Below are 21,059 nucleotides of genomic sequence, written 5' to 3' on the forward strand. Positions count from 1 at the left end.
AGGAAAGCAAAAGGAGGCGTAAAGCCGATGAAAAAATCGTCAACAGTTGAAACACCAGCACTTTATCTAAATCATAATCGTCATATTGGAGTTATTAATTACAGCAATGAATACTTTACTGATACTTTTTCGCTAATTAATAGTCCAGAATTCTTAGCGGTGGTTCGCTTGTTTTTGCAAAGTCGGGGACACAATGAAAGTCCAGAATTTGAAGATTTATCCGCTGAAGAATATATTGGAATCATCAAGGATGTCATGGTTGATCAGACCAATGTATTTGAGCGCTATAGCCAAGAAGAAATATTGCAAAGCGTTGAAGACCTATATTCTTTCTATCGCTCATTTCTCAGAATTGCGGTTGTAAATTTGCATGGTTCTGATGTGGTCGCAAAAAATTTCATGATGATGGACAATCAATTTAATGATTTGATTATTCATTTTTACCGCTCGGTCGAGGAGAAACTGCAGGGCCATGTCAATCAAACATATCGTCAAGTAAGCGCCGGCTCTTCTGCTTGTATCTTAACGCAGTCGCATCAATGGCCCATTCCGGCGGGTTATGAAGCACTGGCTTCGATTCGTTTTATTGATACTTTAATGCTGCGCCCGCCAATGATGATGGCGACGCCTAGTAATAAGCGAGAAGGCGTCTTTAGCGCGGTACAGACTAATCCGGTTGAGAAGTTTACAGGTAATAGTGATGAATGGTTCTGTTTCCCAGCTAAAATTGGTGAAAGTTTGGCTTACATTTATTTCCATCGGGATTATTTTGTAAGCGGCATTTCTTTGGCCAACTTGTTTGAAGTTGCAGATAGCAAAAGCGTGGAAGGCAAAAAGCCAGATTTAATTTTATTCTTCGGATTGGCTCAGACCGAAGGCGATACTTGCCATTATTATCACGACACGGTTAACGATCTTTGGGTTGGTGAGGTTCCTTATAACGACAAGACGACTTATTTTGGCTACATGAAAAAAATGTGTCTAACTTTGCATAACTTGCATATGATTGAAGAACATAAATTGCCGATTCATGGTTCGATGGTCAAAATTAAATTTACGAATGGCAAAACTAAAACTGTCGTCTTTTTTGGCGATTCTGGCGCAGGGAAATCTGAATCCATTGAAGCGCTGCAAGAAGTGGCAAACGAGCAGATTATTCGCATTGAGACGATTTTTGACGATATGGGAAGTTTTACCCTCGAAGATGGCGTATTGTACGCGCAAGGAACGGAGATTGGGGCGTTCGTGCGGCTTGATGATTTGAGCTCGGCGGTTGCATTTAACAATATGGACCGGGGGATTTATCTTAATCCCGCTGAAAAAAATGCTCGCGTAATTATCCCAGCTGATTCATATGAAAATGTCATCGCTCATCATGAAATTGATATGTACGTTTATGCTAATAATTATGATGACGAGGTCGGCATTCATCGTTTTACCGATCAAGAAGATGCAAAAAAGACTTTCGTTGCAGGGAAACGTAAAGCCTTAGGAACCACCGATGAAACTGGCATGAGCACAACTTTTTTTGCCAATCCTTTTGGACCAGTGCAAGAAGAAGCCAAAACTCGGCCGATCATTGACGATGTTTTCAAATATTTATTTGACCACGATATCTACGTTGGTGAAATTTATACGCATTTAGGCAATGATAAATCGCGCGATAGCTTACATGAGTCAGCCCGAGAGCTGCTAAAAGTTTTGATGGAATCTTAAAATTAAATCCGAAAACCAAAATTATTCGTCCAAGTTGGTTGACGGATTTTTTATTTTGTTCAAAATCAGGTCGGGATTGATTGAATCCTGGTGTTCCCAATATTGGTAAAGGAGGAGTTCCATGATGATAATCATCGAAACATTAGAAGTCATATCAACTCCCTGCACCGTAATTTCATCGGTGAATAGGTAGAGATTAATATCGCTGAGATTTTGAATCGTATTATTATTGGCGCCGGTCACCGAAATGATTGACGAATGCTCAGTTTGGGTTTTAATGGTCTGAATGATTTGAATTAATTCTTCATCTTCACCGCTATAATTGAAAATAAAAATCAAATCTTCTTTTTTGATATTTCGATAAGCCCACTGTCTTTGTTCGTGATTATGGGGAGTTATCACGATAAAATCGTTTAAAGTATAGAGATATTCGATGTAGGCCGTGGTGTTTTTGCTTAGGCCCTTAGCATAGAAAAATAATTTGGGAGTAGAAGCTAACTTTTGACAAATTTCGGCCAGTTTTCTCTCGTCTAAGACCCGCACAGTCTCCTCAAGATTCTTAAGATATTCGTTGCGGTATTTGGACTGTTTTTGAGTAAATGTAACGTTGTTTTGATTGGTTTCTTTGGTATTTAAAATCGTGTATTTAATTACCGTTGAAAATTCACTGTAGCCAGAAAAACCGATTTTTCGAACAAATCTCAAAAATGTTGTTGTTGAGACAAAGCACTCTGCCGCAATTTCCCGGATGCTTTTGTGCTGGACTGCAACTAAATTTTTCACAACGTAATCCAAGAGCGCATATTCGCTTTTGCTAAGTTTATTTATATGGGGTTGAATAACTTCAAAAAAATTCAATGTTAACCTCTCTCAATCTGGCACGCCAAGAACAACCGAATGAATGTTACCGCCACCTAACAATAATTCCCGTGTATAAACGGGTTCAATTTTTCGATCAGGGAACAATTGTTGGTATTGTTCAATCGCTAATTGATCGTTGGGATCATTAAAAATAGGGAGAATTACCGCATTATTTGCCAAATAACAGTTAATATACGAGGCAGTTAAACGGTCACCGGCTTTGCGAGGCAAAAGCCCATTTACGGGGTCGATGTATTTGTTTTCAATTTCACTTGCAAGAAGAATTTCTGGTAGTTGAACTTTGTGGATTTTAAAATGTCGTCCTTTGGCATCGGTGGAATTACTTAAAATGTCGGCTGCTTCGTGTGTGATCTGATACATAGGATCTGCACGATTTTTGGTCCAATTTAGAGCAATTTCGCCAGGCCGAATGAAAGTTGCCATATTATCAATGTCTCCGTTAGTCTCGTCCATAAAATATCCATGTTTCAGCCAAATAATTTTATTAATATTTAGATATTTTTTGAGGACTGTTTCGACTTTTCTTTTAGAGATTTGATTGTTTCGTCCCTCAGAGAGGACTGATTCTTCAACAACAAGCAAAGTTCCCTCGCCATCAGTTTGGAACCCGCATCCTTCTAAGACAAAATCCACGTCGTAGCAGTCTAGTTCATCTAATTCTCCTAATTTTTGTGCTACAAGGTCATCTTGATCCCAAGGAAAATAAAGACCGTCGACCAAACCGCCCCAGGCGTTGAAATTCCAATTTACGATGCGATTTTTGTGGTTGCTATTAGCGACATAGGTTGGTCCAATATCTCTAATCCAGGCGTCGTTGTAACTCATTTCGACGAGACGGACCGCTCTTGAAAGCATTGAACGGGCGTTTTGATATTGATCAGGCTGGACTAACATGGTTATTGGCTCATATTTGCTGATGATTGAAGCAATTTCAGCAAAAACTTTTTGAGCAGGTTTGCCCCCTTTGCGCCAATTATCAGGTCGCTTTGGCCACATCATATATGATTTCGAATGGGGATACCATTCAGGGATTGCGAAAAAATGATCTTTTTTCGGATTAGAATTGATAAAATTCATTACAAGAGGACTATAAGTTAATAATCCTGCTCCTTTCTAAAGATACGTGTCGATTTTAGTTTGAACTACATTCTTAATTTACGCAAGATTTTATCTAAATAAATAAGGCTGGACAGTTGTGCCAACCTTATTTTGATTCGTTTATTTTGCAGTAATTTTGGTTCCTTCAGATCCTTGAATAATTTTTGCGACATCTTCTAAGGCTCCAATGACTGCTGAATTGCCGGTTTCATTAACGAAATCAACGGCAGCTTGAACTTTAGGCAACATACTTCCTGCTGCAAATTCATGTGAATCGATGTGTTCTTGCAATTCACTTGCCGTCACGTCTTTAACTTCTTTTTGATCGGGTTTACCAAAATTATAAAATACTCCGCCAACAGAAGTTAAAATAATTAATTGATCGGCATTAACTAGCTGAGCAATCTTTGAAGCACTGAAATCCTTATCAATAACCGCTTCTTTGCCGATCAGTTTATTACCTTGCTTCACAACTGGAATTCCGCCACCACCAGAGACGATCGGAATAATTCCTGCTTCAACAACTTTCTGAATAGCTTCGTATTCATTAATAATTAAAGGCTTTGGTGAAGGAACGACCCGACGGTAACCTCGACCAGAATCTTCAACAAGTTCCCAGTCCGAATGAGCCGATTTCATCTGATCAGCTTCTTCTTTTGTATAGAAAGGACCGATTGGCTTAGATGGGCTCTTAAAAGCAGGATCAGTTTCGTCAACGATTGTTTGCGTTACAATCGAGATCACACTGCGTTTGATCCCATTTTCTGCTAATTCTTCATTTAGCGCATTTTCAAACCAATAGCCAATGCTGCCTTGGGTCATTGCACCACATGTATCAAGCGGCATTGCTGGATTTGATTTACTATCTGAGTTCATCTGTTGGAGCAGTAAATTTCCAACTTGTGGACCATTACCGTGAGTAATAATTAACTGATCTCCATTTTTGATGAAATTAATGAGTTCATGAGCCGTATTTCTGACTGCTTGCATTTGAGCACTTGCAGACGCATCAGTGGAAAGGATTGCGTTGCCGCCAAGTGCTACAACAATTTTTGCCAAATTTTTTTCCTCCTATTTTGGGTTTGGAACTTGCTGAGTAATACAGTGGATGTTGCCGCCGCCAAGTAGGATTTCACGAGCAGGAACACCGACGATTTTACGATCAGGATAAGCTTTTTGGAGCGTTTCCTTCGCTTTTTCGTCGTTTGGATCACCAAATAATGGGAAGACAATGCCGCCGTTTGCTGTGTAGTAGTTAACATAACTTGCAGCCAAACGATCGCCTTCTTGGCGAGGCAAAGTACCGTCAACAGCGTCGACGCCTTCACTTTCTTCTTTGGTGATCAAGACTGGTTTTGGGACATAAAGTTTGTCAACTTGGATTTTTCTGCCTTTAGCATCAGTCGAATTGGTTAAAATATCGTAATTTTCTTTTGAAATCTCGTATTGCGGATCGTTTTCGTCGTCAGTCCAAGCCAAAAGGATGTGGCCTGGTTCAACATAATTAGCAATGTTATCAACGTGACCGTTGGTTTCATCGTTGTAGATGCCGCGTTTAAGCCAGATGATCTTCTCAAGGTTTAAGTATTCTTTTAGAATATCTTCAATTTGTTCTTTGTTTAATTGAGGGTTTCTTCCTTGTGATAGAAGACATTCTTCCGTTGTAATTAAAGTCCCTTCGCCGTCAACGTGGATTGATCCGCCTTCAAGGGTGAAGTCATCAAGCCGATAGCGATCAGTTCTTTCAAGTTCAGTAACTTTTTGAGCAACACGATCGTCTTTGTCCCATGGGAAGTAAAGGCCATCAACTAAGCCGCCCCAGGCGTTAAAGTTCCAGTCAACACCGCGCATTTCTTTTTGGTCATTAACAACAAATGTTGGACCGCAATCACGAATCCATGAATCGTCGTTAGAAATTTCAACGACTTCCACAGCATCAGGCAGCATATGACGAGCGTTAGCATATTGCTCGTCAGATACGCCAACAGTTACGTGTTCAAATTCAGAAATAGCTTTTGCCACGTTCACAAAAGTATGTTGAGCAGGTTTTGCACCATCACGCCAGTTATCAGGACGTTCAGGCCATAAGATATAGACCCCTTTATGAGGTTCAAATTCACCAGGCATTCTAAAGCCATCTTTTTTAGGTGATGATTGTAAAGTTTTCATTTTTGATTCCTTTCTTAAAAGATTATTATCGTGATTTGAGTTAGGTTTTTCTAAGGAGGTGGCAAATTCACGATTTACATCTTAAGTTAATAGTTTCTTTTTTCCATAAAAACAGGGATATTCCAAAGACAATGATGTCAGCAATTGGTTGGCTGAACCATACGCTATTTGGTCCAAACGCTGCATTTAAAATGAGCTGCAATGGCGTTGCAATAATTAAGAATTTGATTACTCCTAAAAATGTTGAAATCTTAATCTTATTAATCGCTTGATAGTATCCAGCTAAAATATTAACCGTTGACCCAAGAGCGGTGCAACCGACCATAATCAAGGATACTGACAAGGTGGTGTCGATCAATTTCTGATCTGTCCTTGCAAAAATTGAGATCAAAGGTCGTGCAAATACTGCGTAAAGTAAAGTGATCAAAGCAATGATCACAACATTGGAAATGATACTGATATTTAGTAGTTGGCGATTCCGATCATAGAGCTTCGCACCATAATTATAACTAGCGATCGGCTGCATTCCTTGGGTTAGAGAAACGGAGATAATGTTTAAAATGTAAAAAATGTATCCGTTAACAATACCAAATGCTGCAACATCAACGCTATTACCGTTCTTGCTTAGGATGATATTCATCACCCAGGTAAAAATTGAACTGGAAATAGTAATTAAAAAATACGGGCTTGCAATTTTAAGGTCTTTAAAGATTGTTGGCCAATCAAATTTAAAATCAAATTTAATTTTAAGCTTTGTTTTTGAGAACAGAAAGTAAAATATTCCGCCGAAGAATAAACCGATGGCCATCGCATAATAGATGCCAACTGCAACAATTCCCCATTTAGCCACAAAAATTCCATAATACAATTCGATAATCGCAAATAATGCTGATAATGACATAATCCAACTGCTTAAGCCTGGTTTTTCATCGACTCTAAGCATGCTAACAATCATTTGACCAGTAATTGCAAAGGGATATCCAGCCATAAAAACTCTAATAAATGTTACTGTAGAACGGTGGATATCGGCTTTAGCGCCAAGAATTATCGCAATACTATCGGCGTTTAAACTAATGATCAAGGCAATAACGGTCGAGACAATTAAAGTGAACCAAAATCCATCGGAGAATATTTTTTGACAACGTTTAAGATTACCTCTGCCTTTATCAAGAGCCGATACAGTGCTGATTCCAATGCCTAAAGCTCCACCAAGCCCAGTATTTAAAAGCTCAAGTGGCATGATAACACTGACGGTAGCAAGTCCTAATGCTCCAAGCCCGCGACCGATAAAGATTCCTTCTAGAATAACCATGATAGCCTGGGCAACTTGACCAATTAATGTTGAAAAACCGTATTTTACGAATAATTTATTGATATTCGTAAAGGCAAGTTCTTGATCAAGTTGAGCTATATTTTCATTATCACCAGTGCTATCCATCAATATTAACGAGTTGAGTTGTCAACTAGGTTCAAAATCATTTCTTTAAGTTTTGGATCATTTAAATCGTCAAGCTGTTTTTCAGTATAATTCATTGAAGGCGCGAGTAAATATACAAGGAGCGCTCTAATTGAAGTCAAACGGTTCTCAGCTTCATCCCAAGCGATTGATGCAGGCGAATCTAAGACTTCATCAGTTACTTCTTCGCCGCGGTTTGCAGGCAGACAATGCATGAACATTGCATGGCTTGATGCTTTGGCCATCAATTCTTCACTGACCTGATATTTAGGATAGAAGATTTTCATTCTTTCGTCATATGATAATGGTGATTCATATAAGCCATACCAAACGTCAGTGTAAACAAAATCAGCATCTTTCATCGCTTCATCAGCGTTTTCAGTTACTTCAACTTTGCCGCCTGATAATTCACAGTTTCGCTTGGCAATTGCGAGACTTTCATCAGGAATTTGATATCCTTTTGGTCCAAACTGAACGAAATGCATGCCCATCTTAGAAGCAATGAACATTAATGAAACACATACTTGAGTAGCGTCTCCGACAAATACTACTTTACAATCGCTTAATTTCTTACCAGCAGGTAAATGTTCAGCCATTGTTGTGATGTCACCAATTTCTTGGGTTGGATGATTGTAATCGCTCATTCCGTTTAAGACTGGAACAGTAGAAGTTTCAGCAAGTTTTTGAACAGTGGCGTGTTTTGCAACTCGTGCCATTAAGACATCAACTAATCTTGAAAGAACGATTGCCGTATCACCTAATGATTCACTTTCTGAACTTCCTAAATGGATCTGACCAGGTGCTAAGTATTCTGCGTGTCCTCCTAATTGAGTCATTGCAGTTTCAAAGGCAACTCGCGTTCTTGTTGATGATTCTTCAAAGATCATTCCCAAAGTCCGGTTGGGTAACAGGTTGGGGTAGTTCCCTCTTTTAATATCGCGTTTAATTTGAATTCCAAGATTAATTAAATATTGAATTTCCTCTCTAGTGTAAGTGTTAGTATCGATAAAATCGCGTTTCATAAGTACATCCTTTCAAGTAAATATCGTTAAGAGTCGTCGTTTTTCTTAACCGTGATTTAATATAAATCGTGAAAGCGATTAAATAAAGGCAATAACGCTTAATTGAATTTAAATTGAAGATCATGTAGTTTGTTACATTTTGCGTAACAAAGACAAGACTAAAAAATGTATCAATTTCCGCAAAATAAAACAAAGTACAAGGTAGTTGTTACTCTGCCACAAATGAAGAAAGCCCTTTCTAGTAACGAATTTGCCTTCTATACTGATTATGTTAAAAGATAAAGGAGAAATGAAAAAGTTATGCCTCAAAAGAAAAAATTTAGCCTCATGAGTGCGGTCTTATCAGTTATTTGTGTGGTATTTGTTGCCGAAGCAGCTGCACCAGTTGCCTCAATTGGAAATTCTCAGTTTTTCTGGTGGATTTTCTTATTAGTCTTGTTCCTTTTGCCATACGGACTGATCTCTTCAGAACTTGGAACCACTTATATTGGTGAAGGTGGCTTATATGATTGGATCACTAAAGCTTTTGGTCACAAATGGGGGGCAAGAGTTGCTTGGTACTACTGGATTAACTTTCCGCTGTGGCTTGCATCTCTTGCTGTAATGTGCCCTGGCTTAATTGAAACGATATTTAACATTAAGCTTGGGACTTGGACTGGTGTTTTAATTGAATTAATCTTCATCTGGTTAATCATTTGGATCAGTTTCTATCCAGTCAGCGATAGCGTTTGGATTTTAAATAGTGCCGCGATCATTAAAATGACTCTTGCAATCTTAATTGGAGTACTTGGGATTTACGCTGCAGCAACTAAAGGGATGGCTAACGAATTTACATTAAAGAGTTTGTTGCCAACTTTTGATTTGCATAGCCTCTCTTTTGTTTCGGTCATAATTTTTAATCTATTGGGCTTTGAAGTAATTTGTACGATGGCCGACCAAATGGAAAATCCGACTAAACAAATTAAACAATCGATTATCATTGGAGGCATTGTAATTGCAGCAATTTATATCTTTTCAGCCTTCGGAATTGGCGTTGCAATTCCAACTGACAAGATTAACACCGGCAGTGGTTTAATGGATGCCTTTAAATTGCTTTTGGGTACTGATCACGGTTTTTTCATTGGCTTAATTGCATTTTTGTTCCTATTAACTTTGTTTGGCAACATGATTTCTTGGTCGTTTGGAGTAAATAGCGTTGCTTGTTATGCTGCCAAAAATGGCGATATGCCAAAAGTTTTCGCTAAACAATCATCGAAAAATGAGATGCCAAACGGCTCTTCAATTATGAATGGAATCATTGCTTCATTAATCGTGATTGCCGCACCGCTGCTTCCAAGTCAAGATCTATTTTGGTCATTCTTCTCATTGAACTTGGTCATGTTAATGCTTGCATACATCCCGATTTTCCCAGCTTTCTTAAAGCTTAGAAAAATTGATCCTGACACGACGAGACCTTTTAAAGTTGGCGGCAGCAAGACCTTCATTACGATTTTGGCCTATATTCCAGTAGTCTTGATCGTGATCGCTTTAATCTTTACAGCGGTGCCGCTAGATTTTAGCAAGGACAGTATGACTGAACAGTTACCGATTTTTATTGGGACGATTATTATGATTATCATTGAAGAGATCATTATCAAAGTTAAAAAAATTACTAAAGAATAAAAATAAAAAAGCTGGGAACGAATTCCTAGCTTTTTTAGTCTAAGCTGCGGTGCATATGAGTATAGTTATGAGGTCCGATCTTAACTCGATTTACTTCTTTAAATCCGACGCGCTCATATAGTTCTTTAGCTTTGGGGTTGCTGTCATCAACATTGAGGCCGATCACTTTTTTGCCAGCTTTTTTTGCCATTTCAGATGAACTTGCTAAAAGGGCGGTACCAACTCCGCGGTTGCGAAAATGTTCGTCAACCACAAGTGAATCTAAATACCATTCATCGCCATATACTTCTGAATTAGGAAAGAATTTTTCTTTGATTTTAAACTTTTCCTCGGTCAGGCGATCTAACTCAAGATTAACACTTGTTTCATCTTCGGCAGGAAATCCGTAAGCAATGCCAATGATTTGACCGTCTTCTTCGGCGACAATTGCGCGCGAGTGATGATAACGGCCGTTAGGATCTCTTAAACTTGCTTCGAAGATCAATTGCTCCGAACGCTCGGGACCGAGTTCTCGGTATAGTTGGGTTTGCATGTCATCAATAATGGACATCTCTAACTGAATTAATCTTTTAAGATCCTTTTTTGTAGCAACTCTAATTTTCATAAAGTCCTCCTTAGAACTATTTATATCATAAAGAAGAGGGGGTAGCTTTTGCAAATTTTCAAAGAAATTGGTTAAAAATCTGGAAATTAAACCTAATAAATCCTTATTCATGATAAACTGGTAACCAAGATAAGGAGCGTTTTTATGTCATTAACAATTAATTCTTGTTTATTACTTTTAAAAGAGCATCACTTGTTAAAGAGTAGTGCAATTCAGGGCGATCCGGCAACAGTTATGACGGATATATCATTTGATTCGCGGCAGGTGAAGGAAAATTGTATTTTCTTTTGTAAAGGCGATCGGTTTCGACCCGCTTTTTTAACGATGGCGCGCGAACAAGGGGCGATTACTTATGTGGCTGAGAAACCATTGGTTGAAGGCAGCGGCCTTAATGCTTTGATTGTTCGCAATGTTACTAAGGCAATGGCTATTTTGGCGGCTGCTTTTTATGATTATCCGCAAGATGATCTTAATACTTTAGCGATTACAGGAACCAAAGGTAAAACGACCGCGGCTTATTTTGCCCATGCGATTTTGGATAAACAAATTCCTCAGCGCGTCGCTTTATTTTCCACGATTGAACGAGTTATGGGGACGAAACCGGAAGATACAATTCCAGCTAAGCTTTCAACACCAGAGAGTATTGATTTGTTTTCGGAAATGAATCAAGCCAGTGTTAATGATTTAACAGATCTTGTGATGGAAGTTTCGAGCCAGGCTTACCTTAGAAATCGAGTTTTTGGCTTAACCTACGATGTTGGATTATTTCTTAATATTTCGCCCGATCACATTGGCGAAAATGAGCACCCGAATTATGCAAATTATCTTCATAACAAAATTCAGCTGATTATGAATTCGCGCAAAGTCGTGTTAAATGCCCAAACTCAAGACTGGGACATGGTTTTGAAATCAGCTCAGGTTAGCACAGATGAAGACAGCATTTTTATTTTCGCTAACAAAGATTATTTGAGCGATCATCCGGAAACGGAGTTAGATTTTTATTATTTGGTTAATGAAGATTTGATTAACGGAGTCAAATTCACCTTGAAAGCTAGCTCGCAAAAAGGGAAATTGTTGGATATTGAGGGAGATTATGAAATTTCAATGCCTGGGGTTTTCAACGTCGTAGATGCTGTTGGGGCGATAATTTCGGCGACTCTTTTGGGAGCTAATCGGCATGAGGCGTATTTAGGGATCAAAGATGTGCGGGTGCCAGGCCGGCTAGAAGTTGTCGATTTGAAAAATCACGGAACAGGGATTGTGGATTTTGCGCACAATAAGTTGAGCTTGTCAGCGACCTTAAATTTCATTAAAACGAAATTTCCACAAGCCAAAATTGGGGTTGTGACTGGTAGTGCGGGCGAAAAGGGCATCAATCGACGCGCCGATATGGGAGAAGTGCTCAATACAATGGCAGATCGGGTTTATTTGACGACTGACGATCCAGATTTTGAAGAGGCGAGTGATATCGCAAAGGAAATGAGTTCATGTATCGTTAATGAAAATGTCAAAGTTCAATTTATTGAAGATCGGGCCGAGGCGATTAAGCAAGCAGTTCGTGATAGTGGCTCAAACGATGTTGTTTTGATTGCCGGTAAAGGTGCTGACAAATACATGATTATTCGGGGCCAGCGTTTGCCGTACGAAGGCGATAAAGAGTTAGCTTTAAAAAGTGCTGAGGAACTTGGATGAAGCGATTTTTTACAATCCTTGGCGGCATGGGAACTGCTGCTTCGATGAACTTTGAGAAAATTCTCAATGAGCGAACTCACGCCACAAGAGATCAGGATTATTATGATTATCTTTTGGTTAATCATGCGAGTGTACCTGATCGAACTGCTTATATTTTAAATCATCGTAAGGAGAGCTTTTTGCCGGCGCTTAGTGATGATCTGATCCAACAAAATTTATTAAAGCCTAACTTCATTGCGATGGCTTGCAATACCGCGCACTACTTTTATCCGGAACTCCAGGCAATGACTGAGATTCCGATTTTGCATATGCCATTTTTAGTGGCGCTTGAAGCAGTTAATCGTTATCCTGATCAAAAATCGTTTGGCCTTTTGGCAACTAAAGGCACGCTCAGTGATCACGTTTATGAGAAATGTTTTGAAATTTTAGGGCGCGAGGTAATACTTCCGAGTGAAGAACTGGCGGATTTAGTGATGAAATTTATTTATGAAAATGTCAAGCAAGAAAATCAGTTAGATCGGGAGTTCTTTAATCAGATCTTAAAACGCGCTCGCGATTATTTTGGCGTTTCTACGCTGATTTTAGGATGTACCGAATTATCCTATGCCGCTGATGTTCTGCAAATTACCGATAATTTATTGGACTCTCAGAGTATTTTAGTTGATCGGACTTTGGAACTCGCGTATGCATTTCGTTATCAGTCTGCCCAAGTTCCGATTTTATTGCAAAAAATGAAAACAATCGGCGACCAAAAAGGATTACTTGATAAAATTAGTGATTAAAAATGCGCTTAAAGATAGTGCATTTTTTTGAAAGTGGGATGAAAGTTGAAAAAGAAACGATGGGTCATTTGGATTAGTACAATAGTCCTTATTTTATTAGTTATTCTGGGATTTGCCAGCGATTATATGTTTAATTATGCGTTTGTGCGCAGCGACAAAAGCTTTATTAAATCAAATCTACCGGTCGCTTTAAAAAAATCGCAGAGCTGGTTAAGGTCGACACCAAAAGAAACTTGGTATGAACGCTCATCCCAAGGCAATCTGCGTTTAGCGGCAAATTTTGTTCCAGCTGCTAAGAAAACCAATCAAACGATTGTCATATTTCACGGCTATACCAGAGATTCAGAGTATATGGCAGATTTTATTCAGCTTTTTCATGATCAGGGATATAATGTCTTGGCGCCGGATGCGCGAGCTTCTGGTAAATCAGAAGGTAAAATTATTGGATATGGTTGGCCTGAACGCAAGGATAATTTACGATGGATTAATAAATTGATTCAGAAAACTGGCGGCAATAAAGCTCAGATTGGGTTATTTGGAGTTAGCATGGGCGGTGCATCGGTGATGTTTCTAGCTGGTGAGAAATTACCATCACAGGTCAAAGTACTAGTTGAAGATTGCGGGTACTCAAGTATTAAAGGAGAGCTTACTTATCAGCTAAAAGAGATGTTTAATCTCCCTAGTTTTCCTTTGATTCCAGCAGTAAACCTTGAGACAAGAGTGCGCGGCGGCTACAACTTTAACGACGGCGATGCAATAAAACAACTCCAAAAAAATAAGCTGCCAATATTATTTATTCATGGCAGCAAAGATTCTTTTGTTCCGACTAAAATGGTCTATGATAATTATCGCGCGACGAATGCTCCGAAAAAACTTTATGTCGTTAAAGGCGCAGAACACGCTAATTCTTATGCAACTGAACCGACAAAATACCGAAAGACAGTTGGGACCTTTATTAAAAACTATTTGCCGTGATCGTCTTCGGCTTGATCGATAGGAATCTGATTTAGGTCAGATTCTTTTTTCGGCAGTTCTTTGACGAGAAACCAGGTGATAAAACCGCGGCGAATTTTCTGAGCAGTAAAGTTGAACTGATCAATGATAATGGAATCATTGACTTTCATTTCAGGATTTAGTTCGCTAATATATCCTGCGATTGTGGTACTTTCTGACTCTTCAAAGCTTTCGATCTCTACTTTAAAATAACGTTCAAAATCGTATAAGGTGGTTTTGCCGGAAACGGCAAAAGTTTGATCAGGATTTTCTTGAATATATTCATCAGACACATCGTCAATTTCATCACGCACACTACCAAATAATTCTTCGTAGATATCTTTATCGGTAATAATTCCACTCGTTCCGCCGTATTCATCGACGGCAATTACGATTGGCGTATGTTTAGAAATCATTTCTTGTAATAAATTATGAACGGGGGTAGTTTCAGGCATTGTAATGATTGAACGCAAAAGGCGGCTGACCGTGATCGAAGCGTCGACTTGCGATTGGCGAATTAAGTCATAAATATAAACATACCCCAAAATTTTGTCTTTATCATTATCAGCAACAACGGGATAACGACTGTACCCCTCATTTAAATAAACGATCAGCGCTTCTTTGACGGTTGTTGTAATATCAATGACTTCAAGACTTGTGCGGTCAACCATGATATCAGTGGCGACTTTATCATTAAACTCAAAAGCTCTTTTCATATAAATCAAGTCAAAATCGTCAAGTGCACCTTGTTTCACAGCTTCTTCAGTCAGGGTAATAATTTCATCTTCGTTAACAAAATCAATTTTTTCGTCAGCCTCGTCACTATTTTCAACAGGTTTTTCTTGAAATTTCACCAAAAAAGAAGTGATGGGCGAGAAAAGTATATCTGCGAATTTCAACAGCCAGCCAAGTCGATTGATTTCACTATTTTTAGTAGCAATAAAAAAACGTTTGCGACTTGAGCTAATAAGAAAACTAGCAGCAAAAATTATAATAGCAAGAAATAAGAGATAAACAAGGACCTGAACCCATTCTTGCGAAACAATTGGAACAATCAAATGTTTTTCCAATGTATTAATTAATTCGAGAGAAAAATATCCCGCTGCAATAATTGAAAGAATCCAGCTAATTACTGCGCTGTAATAAGATCTTGTCTCTTGTTTTTGCAATTTGGTCGACTGGTCATCGTCCTCACCAAATTTGATTTTGTAAAATAAAATTTGACGCCAGAAATTAAATAACTCTTCTAAGAAAAGAAAGATAAGTATACAGGCGGCGTCTGCCGTGATTGTTTCTGCCAAAATAGCTCCTTGTTTTATTTAATAATTGTTTTGACGTATCTACCATCAATCCATTGATTACCGCCAACGTTAAACCAATTGGTGTTGTTGATCGTAGTAATGTGAAATACTTTCCACTGGGTTCCAGTAATTAAATATTTCTCCCCCACGGGCTGTTTATTGAAGTATGGTGAGGTCCAAACTCTAATGCCGTATCCAGGTTCGTAATCAATCGTTGCGACCGAATTATCGTTTTGACTGGCGGTTTCCACGTATTTACCATCGATCCATTGATGATTGCCAACGTTAAACCAAAAAGTATTGTTGGCATAAGAAATTCCAAAAGATTTCCATTGCGAATTATTTGGTAAAAATTCTCCAGTTTCATGATGAGAACTGGTGTAACCATTGTAAACCGGAATTGAACCTTTGACACAACGAACAGTTGCGATACTTTCTTGGGGCATATCAATTACATTCCCGATATCTAAACTAGGATTTGTGCCACCCGTTTCATTGAAGAGCTTAAACGAGTATTGATACTGGCCATCTTGATATTTCGTTGGATCAAGGCCTGATAACGTTACTGTATATCGATCGCCAACTTTAAGCTCGACATTTTTAGGCGGTAAATAAGTCACCGCTGAAGCATAATACCCCGTAATATTGTCAGGAGCAACCCCTTGAACTTTGGTAGCATTTCCTACAACCCCCGTTGTGTCGTCTTTAACTGTAACACTCAAACCTGTGCGGGGAATTAAATAGTCGTTACTGAAATAAATTGACCAATAGATTGGATGAGCATCGGAATTGTTATTAACCAGTTCCTCAATAGGGAAGACACTTTCCGCTGGATAGTTAACGATAGTCCTGGAAGGATTTGATGATACGTCGTGAGTGGTATTGTCAAAATAAATATCTTCATATTTAATCCCATTATTACCGTAAGCAACCCCGATACCGAAGTTAGAGAGTCGACTTGATAATAATTCGGCTCGATGTCCGGTTGCATTAGGTGTTAAATAATCATAATTGTCAGCAATCAAGTTAGCGATGGGATAATAAGAAGTTTCCACGGGTGAATTACCGTTGAAGTAAAGGACCGCAAAATTAGTGTATTTTTTGCTGTTATCCCAAACAGATTGTGGAATATAATAAGGCTTAGTAGCATTAGTTAAATTATGTTGATATTTCATGGGGTCGGCATTGCTGGCTGCTAAAAGGTAGGCGCCAAGTTGTGCAAAATTATTAGCAGTTCCCTGTTCATAAGATATAGCAGCGTTAGTAGCTGGTGGTAAGTTGAGCAAAAAGCGATAGTAATTAATCCATTCGGTGGTCGTAGAGAGAAAATCTTGTTTAAGAAATCCAGCTTTAAAAGGGTACATAAAAACTGGTGGCACGGAATAGATATCATAACTGCCGCGAGCAACATCACGACTGGTTAACTCGCTAAACCGTAGACGTGCCTCTTTGATTTTGGTTGATTCAGCAGGAGTATACGAATTATCATCAGCTAACACGACATTACCTTGTAGTTGAGCTTGAAACCAAATAGTTGTTAGTAAGATAACAACTTGAAAGACCCGCTGCTTATTTTTTTTAAACATATCTAATTTCTCTCCCATTGATTACTATTATTAATTCTACACTATTATAAAGCAATTTTTTGCCTTTCTTTTAATCACTGAGAAATAAATGTTTTAAATCATTAAGATCAACGGGGCTCAGTTTCAATTCTTCGTGTAAATAATTATCAGTTGAACCTGCTAATTTTACAATCCATTTCATGGCTTCTAAATAGTAAGCAAGGTTTACAGTATATAGGGCTTTTATGTTGTTAATAAAGATATTGGGCTGGCCTTTTTGGCGCAGCGCCTCAATAATATTGTTGACATACTTGGACATGATTTCATTTGTTAAAAGATAATCTTTTTTGTAATCCGACTCTAAAACTCCAAGAGCACTCAGTAAATAAATTGAAGCGAGTCCTGTGCGGTCCTTACCAGAAGTGCAATGAAATATTATTCCATGTGCTCCTTTGGTTAAAAGAATTTCAAAAAAATGTTGAAAAGCTTTTTTTGAAGTTTCAGAGGTAACCATTTTCCGATAAACATTTTTCATTCTTTCTATTCCAGCAACTGAATTGTTCATCAACTCTTCTTGGAGTTCTGCAGGCGTTTTGGAGTTTTTGGTTTCGTCGCGCTTTAAAACAGGATTTACAAACAGTTGGACCTTGAAATTCGGGGGATCAGGTTCTTCTTTGATCTCATCAGTTGAACGAAAATCAATGACCGTTTTAACTCCGTAATGTTCAAGAAATGACAGATCTTGATCGTCAAGTTCAGATAACTTAGCGCTTCTGATGAGCTTTTTCCATTTTATCTGTCGGCCCTCAATTGTCTTATATCCGCCCAATTCTCTGATGTTGCGCCCGAAGCGCAGGGGAATGATTCGATTCATGAAGTCAAACCAGCTCCTTTCCACTTAGATAACTTATATTATACGTTATCCAGGGAGAAATAGATCTTTTGAAACTTAAATTCTTAGCTAGAATCATGTTATAATGAAGTCGGTTAGTAGGTAAAAAGATAACAAGAGGTGTAAAAATGGATTATAAAAAAGTCATGGTTCCGTTAGATGGATCAGATAATTCAGAATTAGCATTTAAACGAGCAATGGAGTTTGTTACAGAACCAGGCACTTCGCTGTATTTGGTTCATGTTATTGATACGATGCCGTTGGTTGGTAACTACGGCGTTATTTCCGGGGACTTGTTTTATGATCTAAGTGAACGGGCGAGAGAATATTTAACCCAAATGAAAGAAAAGGCTGAGAGTCAAGGAGCCAAAAATGTTTCGATTCACGTCCGTTTTGGCAATCCAAAAACTGTAATATCTAAAGATTTTGTTGATGAATACCATGTTGATTTAATCGTAATTGGTTCAACTGGTTTAAATGCAGTTGAACGGATTTTGGTTGGTTCAGTTGCTGAGTATGTCAATCGGCACGCCAAAGTTGATGTTATGATCATCAAACAATAAGCTCTCTTCGTAGTTGAAGAGAGTTTTTTGTAGTTTTCTAGCATTTACGCAGGTTGCTTGTTAGCACTGGTTTTCAATTTTAGATACTTAAATAGTTCAATGAATTTACATTAAATGTTTAAGTTGTCAAGCATGTGAATACATTTCTTTTGCTTACGGGTCGAACATTGAACTTCCGCCCCATTTGATAATACAAATGATTCGTCTTTTATTGATCTTTTTATCACTTTTTTTAAATTGATAATTACACTGCGATGGCATCGAAAGAAATAATTTGGTAACTTAGATTCAAAGCCGCCTAAAGTTCCGTTACATTCGAAGATTCTATCTTTTGTTATGACTTGTAATTTATGATTTCCAATCATTTCTAACATAATAAGTTCCTCAATTAAAACGAATTGTTCCTCGTAATCTGAAACGAACTTTATACTTTTGGAATCATTATCGATTTTTTCCTGATTGTTTAAAATAAATTGATGTCTTTGGGCAACAGCGTTTAATACATTGTTGATTTTTTCTTTCAAAATAGCGGAATCTAACGATTTTATTATATAGTCAAAAGCACCGATTTTGTACTCAAAGGTTAGCATTCCGTATTCAAAATACGATGTAATAAAAATAATGAAACCAAGTGGGTCAATTTGTCTGATTTTTAGAGCTAAGTCAATTCCATTGTAACGGTCGTTGTTTAAATCTATATCTAAAAAATATATATTAAGACCGTTAGTTTCCAAATTGGAGATAATTTCCTCAAACTCTGTCGTTGCAATAGCTATACTCATCGGCGCATCTTTGCAGGCAATAAGCGACTCTACGATCTTTTTAATAGCCAACAAATGAATCTCTTGATCATCACAAATAAAAATTTTCATTAAATTATCCCTCCTCATTGCTAATTATTTCTTTATGAATAGTTTTTGCACAAACGTTCCATTACTACACGATGTACTTAATGATAAATTATCGCACTGATTAACAAATTCGTGTAGGTTTTGTAACCCGAACCCTCTGTTTTTACCTTTTGAGGATTTACCAATAGTTATTTCTGGTTTATCAGCACAGGTGTTTGTAACTATAATCGTTGTGTGTCCCGAATTGTCGAAAAAACCGATCCGGATTTCTGGAGCATCATTTTTTTTGCATTCTTCAATGGCGTTATCAAGAATAATTCCGAGACATCTAACTAAATTAAAGGGATCGATTTTTTCAATATTAATTTCGGGAATACATTCAACCGTTACATTTATTTTTCTTGTAATGCCATGATTACTTTAGTTGATACTACGCCTTTAACTGCTGGTAAATTAATTCTTTTGAGCTGATCAAGGGTGCCTGCTTTAATTTGGACGCCTTTATGAAGTAATTTATTTTGAATAAGATATTCTTTGATTCCACGAATATCAACGTTATCCGCAGTGATAAAACCATCAATTTCACTGAGTAAATTATTATAATCATGTTGAACTTTTTGGATGCTTAACTGTAAAGATTCTAGCGTACCAATATAGTTCTCCATCATTTCTTTTTCTTGCTTTCATTGGTTGTATAAATCAAAAAAAGTAAAATCAATCCGATGAATGACAAAAAAATCACATCTATATTTAGATTGCTTGATATCTGATAAGATTTTTTAGGATTATTTTCGATACTTAAATACAGATTCCCTCTATTACCACTACTGAAGATTATAATAATTTGAGATATTAAAATCGCTGATAAAGTGTATATTGCAAAAAGTATTTTACGTTTAGTTTTTAAAAAAATTGAAACCACATATTTAAAATTCTTTCGAATAAAAAGAGTAAATATTAATTGAAAAATAAAATTTATCATCAACCTGTAGGTTACTGGGATAGGTTTAATAATTATATTTATAATTTGTTGTACTAAAAGATTTTCGATTAAAAAAATAGCAGTGAGGGAATAAATTCTTTAGATTTATTATTTGATAGTAGGAAAAAACCTAAAAAACTAAACAAGTGATTATTTCATATTGATATTGATTGATCAGAAATAAATTTCTTTGTAAACGAGATTCATAAAGGAATAGGGAACAGATCGAGAAACTTGTAATAAAAATTTGAAGTTTACGACTAGTAGAGAAAAGTTTATTAAAAATCAAAAAAATATTTAGTTCAAGAGGTACGACTGCCAATAACACAGAAAGTATAACAATCAAAAAAAGTACTCCTTTAGCTTCAGTTCATCAAGCATTATCATTGTCTTCTAACTACAATCTATAAATTTAAAACACGATTGTCAACAGCTTAATTATATTATTTTTTGTTTCTCACTTAAGTAATACTTAAACGCTCGAACTTTGGCGATCAAGTTTAAAAGCGGTCTAATCGAGTAAGTTTTTAAAATAGTGCCAAATTATGTTGTAATCTGGCGTTATGGATAATTGGAGGTGAGGATAAAAATTTGTGAAAAAGAAAAACTTATTTTTATCTGTTTTTATTTTGGTAATTACAGTTGCCGCTGTAATATACTTTTTTTTGAATCAAAAAACAGGAGATGTATTAAGTAAAAAGCCTCCAGAGGGAGTCTTTAGAGTTAATGAAAACCAGTTAAGAGAAATGCAGAAAGAAGCAGCTAAGGAGGGACAAACGATTGAAATCCATGGAGGACCTTTAGACAATATGGGAGGCAAATAGATTGC

At 37.4% G+C, this 21,059-nt stretch carries 20 protein-coding genes; 7 read left to right on the forward strand and 13 right to left on the reverse strand.

Going from position 1 to position 21,059, the window contains the following annotated elements; translation table 11 throughout:
- Nucleotides 1-27: 27 nt before the first annotated feature.
- The gene (locus tag R8495_RS02565; RefSeq protein WP_317636003.1) at nucleotides 28-1,716 is read left to right on the forward strand and encodes a phosphoenolpyruvate carboxykinase (ATP); all 1,689 of its coding nucleotides are present in this window, start codon (nucleotides 28-30) and stop codon (nucleotides 1,714-1,716) included.
- A gap of 21 nt (nucleotides 1,717-1,737) precedes the next feature.
- On the opposite strand, the gene R8495_RS02570 is transcribed toward R8495_RS02565, so the two are convergent.
- The 6 genes from R8495_RS02570 to ptcA all read right to left on the reverse strand — a co-directional run bounded on the left by R8495_RS02570 (nucleotide 1,738) and on the right by ptcA (nucleotide 8,343).
- Nucleotides 1,738-2,574: a MurR/RpiR family transcriptional regulator gene (locus R8495_RS02570; RefSeq protein WP_317636004.1), complete on the reverse strand. Its 837-nt coding sequence runs from the start codon at nucleotides 2,572-2,574 to the stop codon at nucleotides 1,738-1,740.
- Between the two features lie 12 nt (nucleotides 2,575-2,586).
- Nucleotides 2,587-3,675, reverse strand: a complete 1,089-nt coding sequence (gene aguA, locus R8495_RS02575) for an agmatine deiminase (RefSeq protein WP_317636005.1) — start codon at nucleotides 3,673-3,675, stop codon at nucleotides 2,587-2,589.
- A gap of 141 nt (nucleotides 3,676-3,816) precedes the next feature.
- Nucleotides 3,817-4,755 carry a carbamate kinase gene (gene arcC / locus R8495_RS02580; RefSeq protein WP_317636006.1) on the reverse strand — a complete coding sequence of 313 codons (939 nt, stop codon included), beginning with the start codon at nucleotides 4,753-4,755 and terminating at the stop codon, nucleotides 3,817-3,819.
- A 12-nt stretch (nucleotides 4,756-4,767) separates the two neighbouring features.
- Entirely contained in the window at nucleotides 4,768-5,865 is a 1,098-nt protein-coding gene (gene aguA, locus R8495_RS02585) for an agmatine deiminase (protein WP_317636007.1), read from the reverse strand.
- Between the two features lie 67 nt (nucleotides 5,866-5,932).
- Entirely contained in the window at nucleotides 5,933-7,303 is a 1,371-nt protein-coding gene (locus tag R8495_RS02590; RefSeq protein ID WP_317636008.1) for an MATE family efflux transporter, read from the reverse strand.
- 5 nt (nucleotides 7,304-7,308) lie between these two features.
- Nucleotides 7,309-8,343: a putrescine carbamoyltransferase gene (ptcA, locus tag R8495_RS02595; RefSeq protein WP_317636009.1), complete on the reverse strand. Its 1,035-nt coding sequence runs from the start codon at nucleotides 8,341-8,343 to the stop codon at nucleotides 7,309-7,311.
- A gap of 300 nt (nucleotides 8,344-8,643) precedes the next feature.
- On the opposite strand from ptcA, the gene R8495_RS02600 reads away from it, so the two are divergent.
- Nucleotides 8,644-10,005 carry an APC family permease gene (locus R8495_RS02600; protein ID WP_317636010.1) on the forward strand — a complete coding sequence of 454 codons (1,362 nt, stop codon included), beginning with the start codon at nucleotides 8,644-8,646 and terminating at the stop codon, nucleotides 10,003-10,005.
- A gap of 34 nt (nucleotides 10,006-10,039) precedes the next feature.
- On the opposite strand, the gene R8495_RS02605 is transcribed toward R8495_RS02600, so the two are convergent.
- Complete coding sequence (locus tag R8495_RS02605) at nucleotides 10,040-10,609, reverse strand: GNAT family N-acetyltransferase (protein WP_317636011.1); 570 nt, start codon at nucleotides 10,607-10,609, stop codon at nucleotides 10,040-10,042.
- Between the two features lie 144 nt (nucleotides 10,610-10,753).
- Here R8495_RS02605 and murE point away from each other — a divergent pair, with 144 nt between their 5' ends.
- The 3 genes from murE to R8495_RS02620 are packed head-to-tail and all read left to right on the forward strand — an operon-like array spanning nucleotide 10,754 to nucleotide 14,058.
- Nucleotides 10,754-12,301: a UDP-N-acetylmuramyl-tripeptide synthetase gene (murE, locus tag R8495_RS02610; RefSeq protein WP_317636012.1), complete on the forward strand. Its 1,548-nt coding sequence runs from the start codon at nucleotides 10,754-10,756 to the stop codon at nucleotides 12,299-12,301.
- Entirely contained in the window at nucleotides 12,298-13,083 is a 786-nt protein-coding gene (locus R8495_RS02615) for an aspartate/glutamate racemase family protein (protein ID WP_317636013.1), read from the forward strand. Before murE ends, R8495_RS02615 begins: the two co-directional genes overlap by 4 nt.
- Before the next feature lie 45 nt (nucleotides 13,084-13,128).
- Nucleotides 13,129-14,058, forward strand: a complete 930-nt coding sequence (locus R8495_RS02620) for an alpha/beta hydrolase (RefSeq protein WP_317636014.1) — start codon at nucleotides 13,129-13,131, stop codon at nucleotides 14,056-14,058.
- On the opposite strand, the gene R8495_RS02625 is transcribed toward R8495_RS02620, so the two are convergent.
- The 3 genes from R8495_RS02625 to R8495_RS02635 all read right to left on the reverse strand — a co-directional run bounded on the left by R8495_RS02625 (nucleotide 14,046) and on the right by R8495_RS02635 (nucleotide 17,816).
- Nucleotides 14,046-15,377 carry a hemolysin family protein gene (locus R8495_RS02625; protein ID WP_317636015.1) on the reverse strand — a complete coding sequence of 444 codons (1,332 nt, stop codon included), beginning with the start codon at nucleotides 15,375-15,377 and terminating at the stop codon, nucleotides 14,046-14,048. The genes R8495_RS02620 and R8495_RS02625 overlap by 13 nt on opposite strands.
- 14 nt (nucleotides 15,378-15,391) lie before the next feature.
- Nucleotides 15,392-16,963 (reverse strand): CAP domain-containing protein, encoded by a 1,572-nt coding sequence (locus tag R8495_RS02630; protein ID WP_317636016.1) that lies wholly within the window; start codon nucleotides 16,961-16,963, stop codon nucleotides 15,392-15,394.
- Nucleotides 16,964-17,033: 70 nt separating this feature from the next.
- Nucleotides 17,034-17,816 (reverse strand): tyrosine-protein phosphatase, encoded by a 783-nt coding sequence (locus tag R8495_RS02635; RefSeq protein ID WP_317636017.1) that lies wholly within the window; start codon nucleotides 17,814-17,816, stop codon nucleotides 17,034-17,036.
- Nucleotides 17,817-17,962: 146 nt separating this feature from the next.
- Here R8495_RS02635 and R8495_RS02640 point away from each other — a divergent pair, with 146 nt between their 5' ends.
- Nucleotides 17,963-18,397, forward strand: coding sequence for a universal stress protein (locus tag R8495_RS02640; RefSeq protein WP_317636018.1), 435 nt, complete (start codon nucleotides 17,963-17,965; stop codon nucleotides 18,395-18,397).
- A gap of 110 nt (nucleotides 18,398-18,507) precedes the next feature.
- On the opposite strand, the gene R8495_RS02645 is transcribed toward R8495_RS02640, so the two are convergent.
- The 3 genes from R8495_RS02645 to R8495_RS02650 are packed head-to-tail and all read right to left on the reverse strand — an operon-like array spanning nucleotide 18,508 to nucleotide 19,916.
- Nucleotides 18,508-19,269, reverse strand: a complete 762-nt coding sequence (locus tag R8495_RS02645; RefSeq protein WP_317636019.1) for a LytR/AlgR family response regulator transcription factor — start codon at nucleotides 19,267-19,269, stop codon at nucleotides 18,508-18,510.
- Nucleotides 19,270-19,293: 24 nt separating this feature from the next.
- A complete protein-coding gene (locus R8495_RS11130; RefSeq protein ID WP_425613259.1) occupies nucleotides 19,294-19,656 on the reverse strand; it encodes a GHKL domain-containing protein in 363 nt (120 codons plus the stop codon).
- Entirely contained in the window at nucleotides 19,641-19,916 is a 276-nt protein-coding gene (locus R8495_RS02650) for a hypothetical protein (protein ID WP_317636020.1), read from the reverse strand. The genes R8495_RS11130 and R8495_RS02650 overlap by 16 nt, the downstream gene beginning before the upstream one ends.
- A gap of 907 nt (nucleotides 19,917-20,823) precedes the next feature.
- On the opposite strand from R8495_RS02650, the gene R8495_RS02655 reads away from it, so the two are divergent.
- Nucleotides 20,824-21,054 (forward strand): hypothetical protein, encoded by a 231-nt coding sequence (locus R8495_RS02655; RefSeq protein ID WP_317636021.1) that lies wholly within the window; start codon nucleotides 20,824-20,826, stop codon nucleotides 21,052-21,054.
- The last annotated feature ends 5 nt before the right edge of the window (nucleotides 21,055-21,059 follow it).

Origin of the sequence: Xylocopilactobacillus apicola (genome assembly GCF_033095985.1) — a bacterium.
GTDB lineage: Bacteria > Bacillota > Bacilli > Lactobacillales > Lactobacillaceae > Xylocopilactobacillus > Xylocopilactobacillus apicola.

What these genes read in the sequence shown, in the direction of transcription:
- R8495_RS02565 (WP_317636003.1), top strand. Translation starts at nt 28, where the DNA reads ATGAAAAAATCGTCAACAGTTGAAACACCAGCACTTTATCTAAATCAT.
- aguA (WP_317636005.1), bottom strand. Translation starts at nt 3,675, where the DNA reads ATGAATTTTATCAATTCTAATCCGAAAAAAGATCATTTTTTCGCAATC.
- aguA (WP_317636007.1), bottom strand. Translation starts at nt 5,865, where the DNA reads ATGAAAACTTTACAATCATCACCTAAAAAAGATGGCTTTAGAATGCCT.
- R8495_RS02590 (WP_317636008.1), bottom strand. Translation starts at nt 7,303, where the DNA reads ATGGATAGCACTGGTGATAATGAAAATATAGCTCAACTTGATCAAGAA.
- ptcA (WP_317636009.1), bottom strand. Translation starts at nt 8,343, where the DNA reads ATGAAACGCGATTTTATCGATACTAACACTTACACTAGAGAGGAAATT.
- R8495_RS02600 (WP_317636010.1), top strand. Translation starts at nt 8,644, where the DNA reads ATGCCTCAAAAGAAAAAATTTAGCCTCATGAGTGCGGTCTTATCAGTT.
- R8495_RS02605 (WP_317636011.1), bottom strand. Translation starts at nt 10,609, where the DNA reads ATGAAAATTAGAGTTGCTACAAAAAAGGATCTTAAAAGATTAATTCAG.
- murE (WP_317636012.1), top strand. Translation starts at nt 10,754, where the DNA reads ATGTCATTAACAATTAATTCTTGTTTATTACTTTTAAAAGAGCATCAC.
- R8495_RS02615 (WP_317636013.1), top strand. Translation starts at nt 12,298, where the DNA reads ATGAAGCGATTTTTTACAATCCTTGGCGGCATGGGAACTGCTGCTTCG.
- R8495_RS02630 (WP_317636016.1), bottom strand. Translation starts at nt 16,963, where the DNA reads ATGTTTAAAAAAAATAAGCAGCGGGTCTTTCAAGTTGTTATCTTACTA.
- R8495_RS02635 (WP_317636017.1), bottom strand. Translation starts at nt 17,816, where the DNA reads ATGAATCGAATCATTCCCCTGCGCTTCGGGCGCAACATCAGAGAATTG.
- R8495_RS02640 (WP_317636018.1), top strand. Translation starts at nt 17,963, where the DNA reads ATGGATTATAAAAAAGTCATGGTTCCGTTAGATGGATCAGATAATTCA.
- R8495_RS02645 (WP_317636019.1), bottom strand. Translation starts at nt 19,269, where the DNA reads ATGAAAATTTTTATTTGTGATGATCAAGAGATTCATTTGTTGGCTATT.
- R8495_RS02650 (WP_317636020.1), bottom strand. Translation starts at nt 19,916, where the DNA reads ATGATGGAGAACTATATTGGTACGCTAGAATCTTTACAGTTAAGCATC.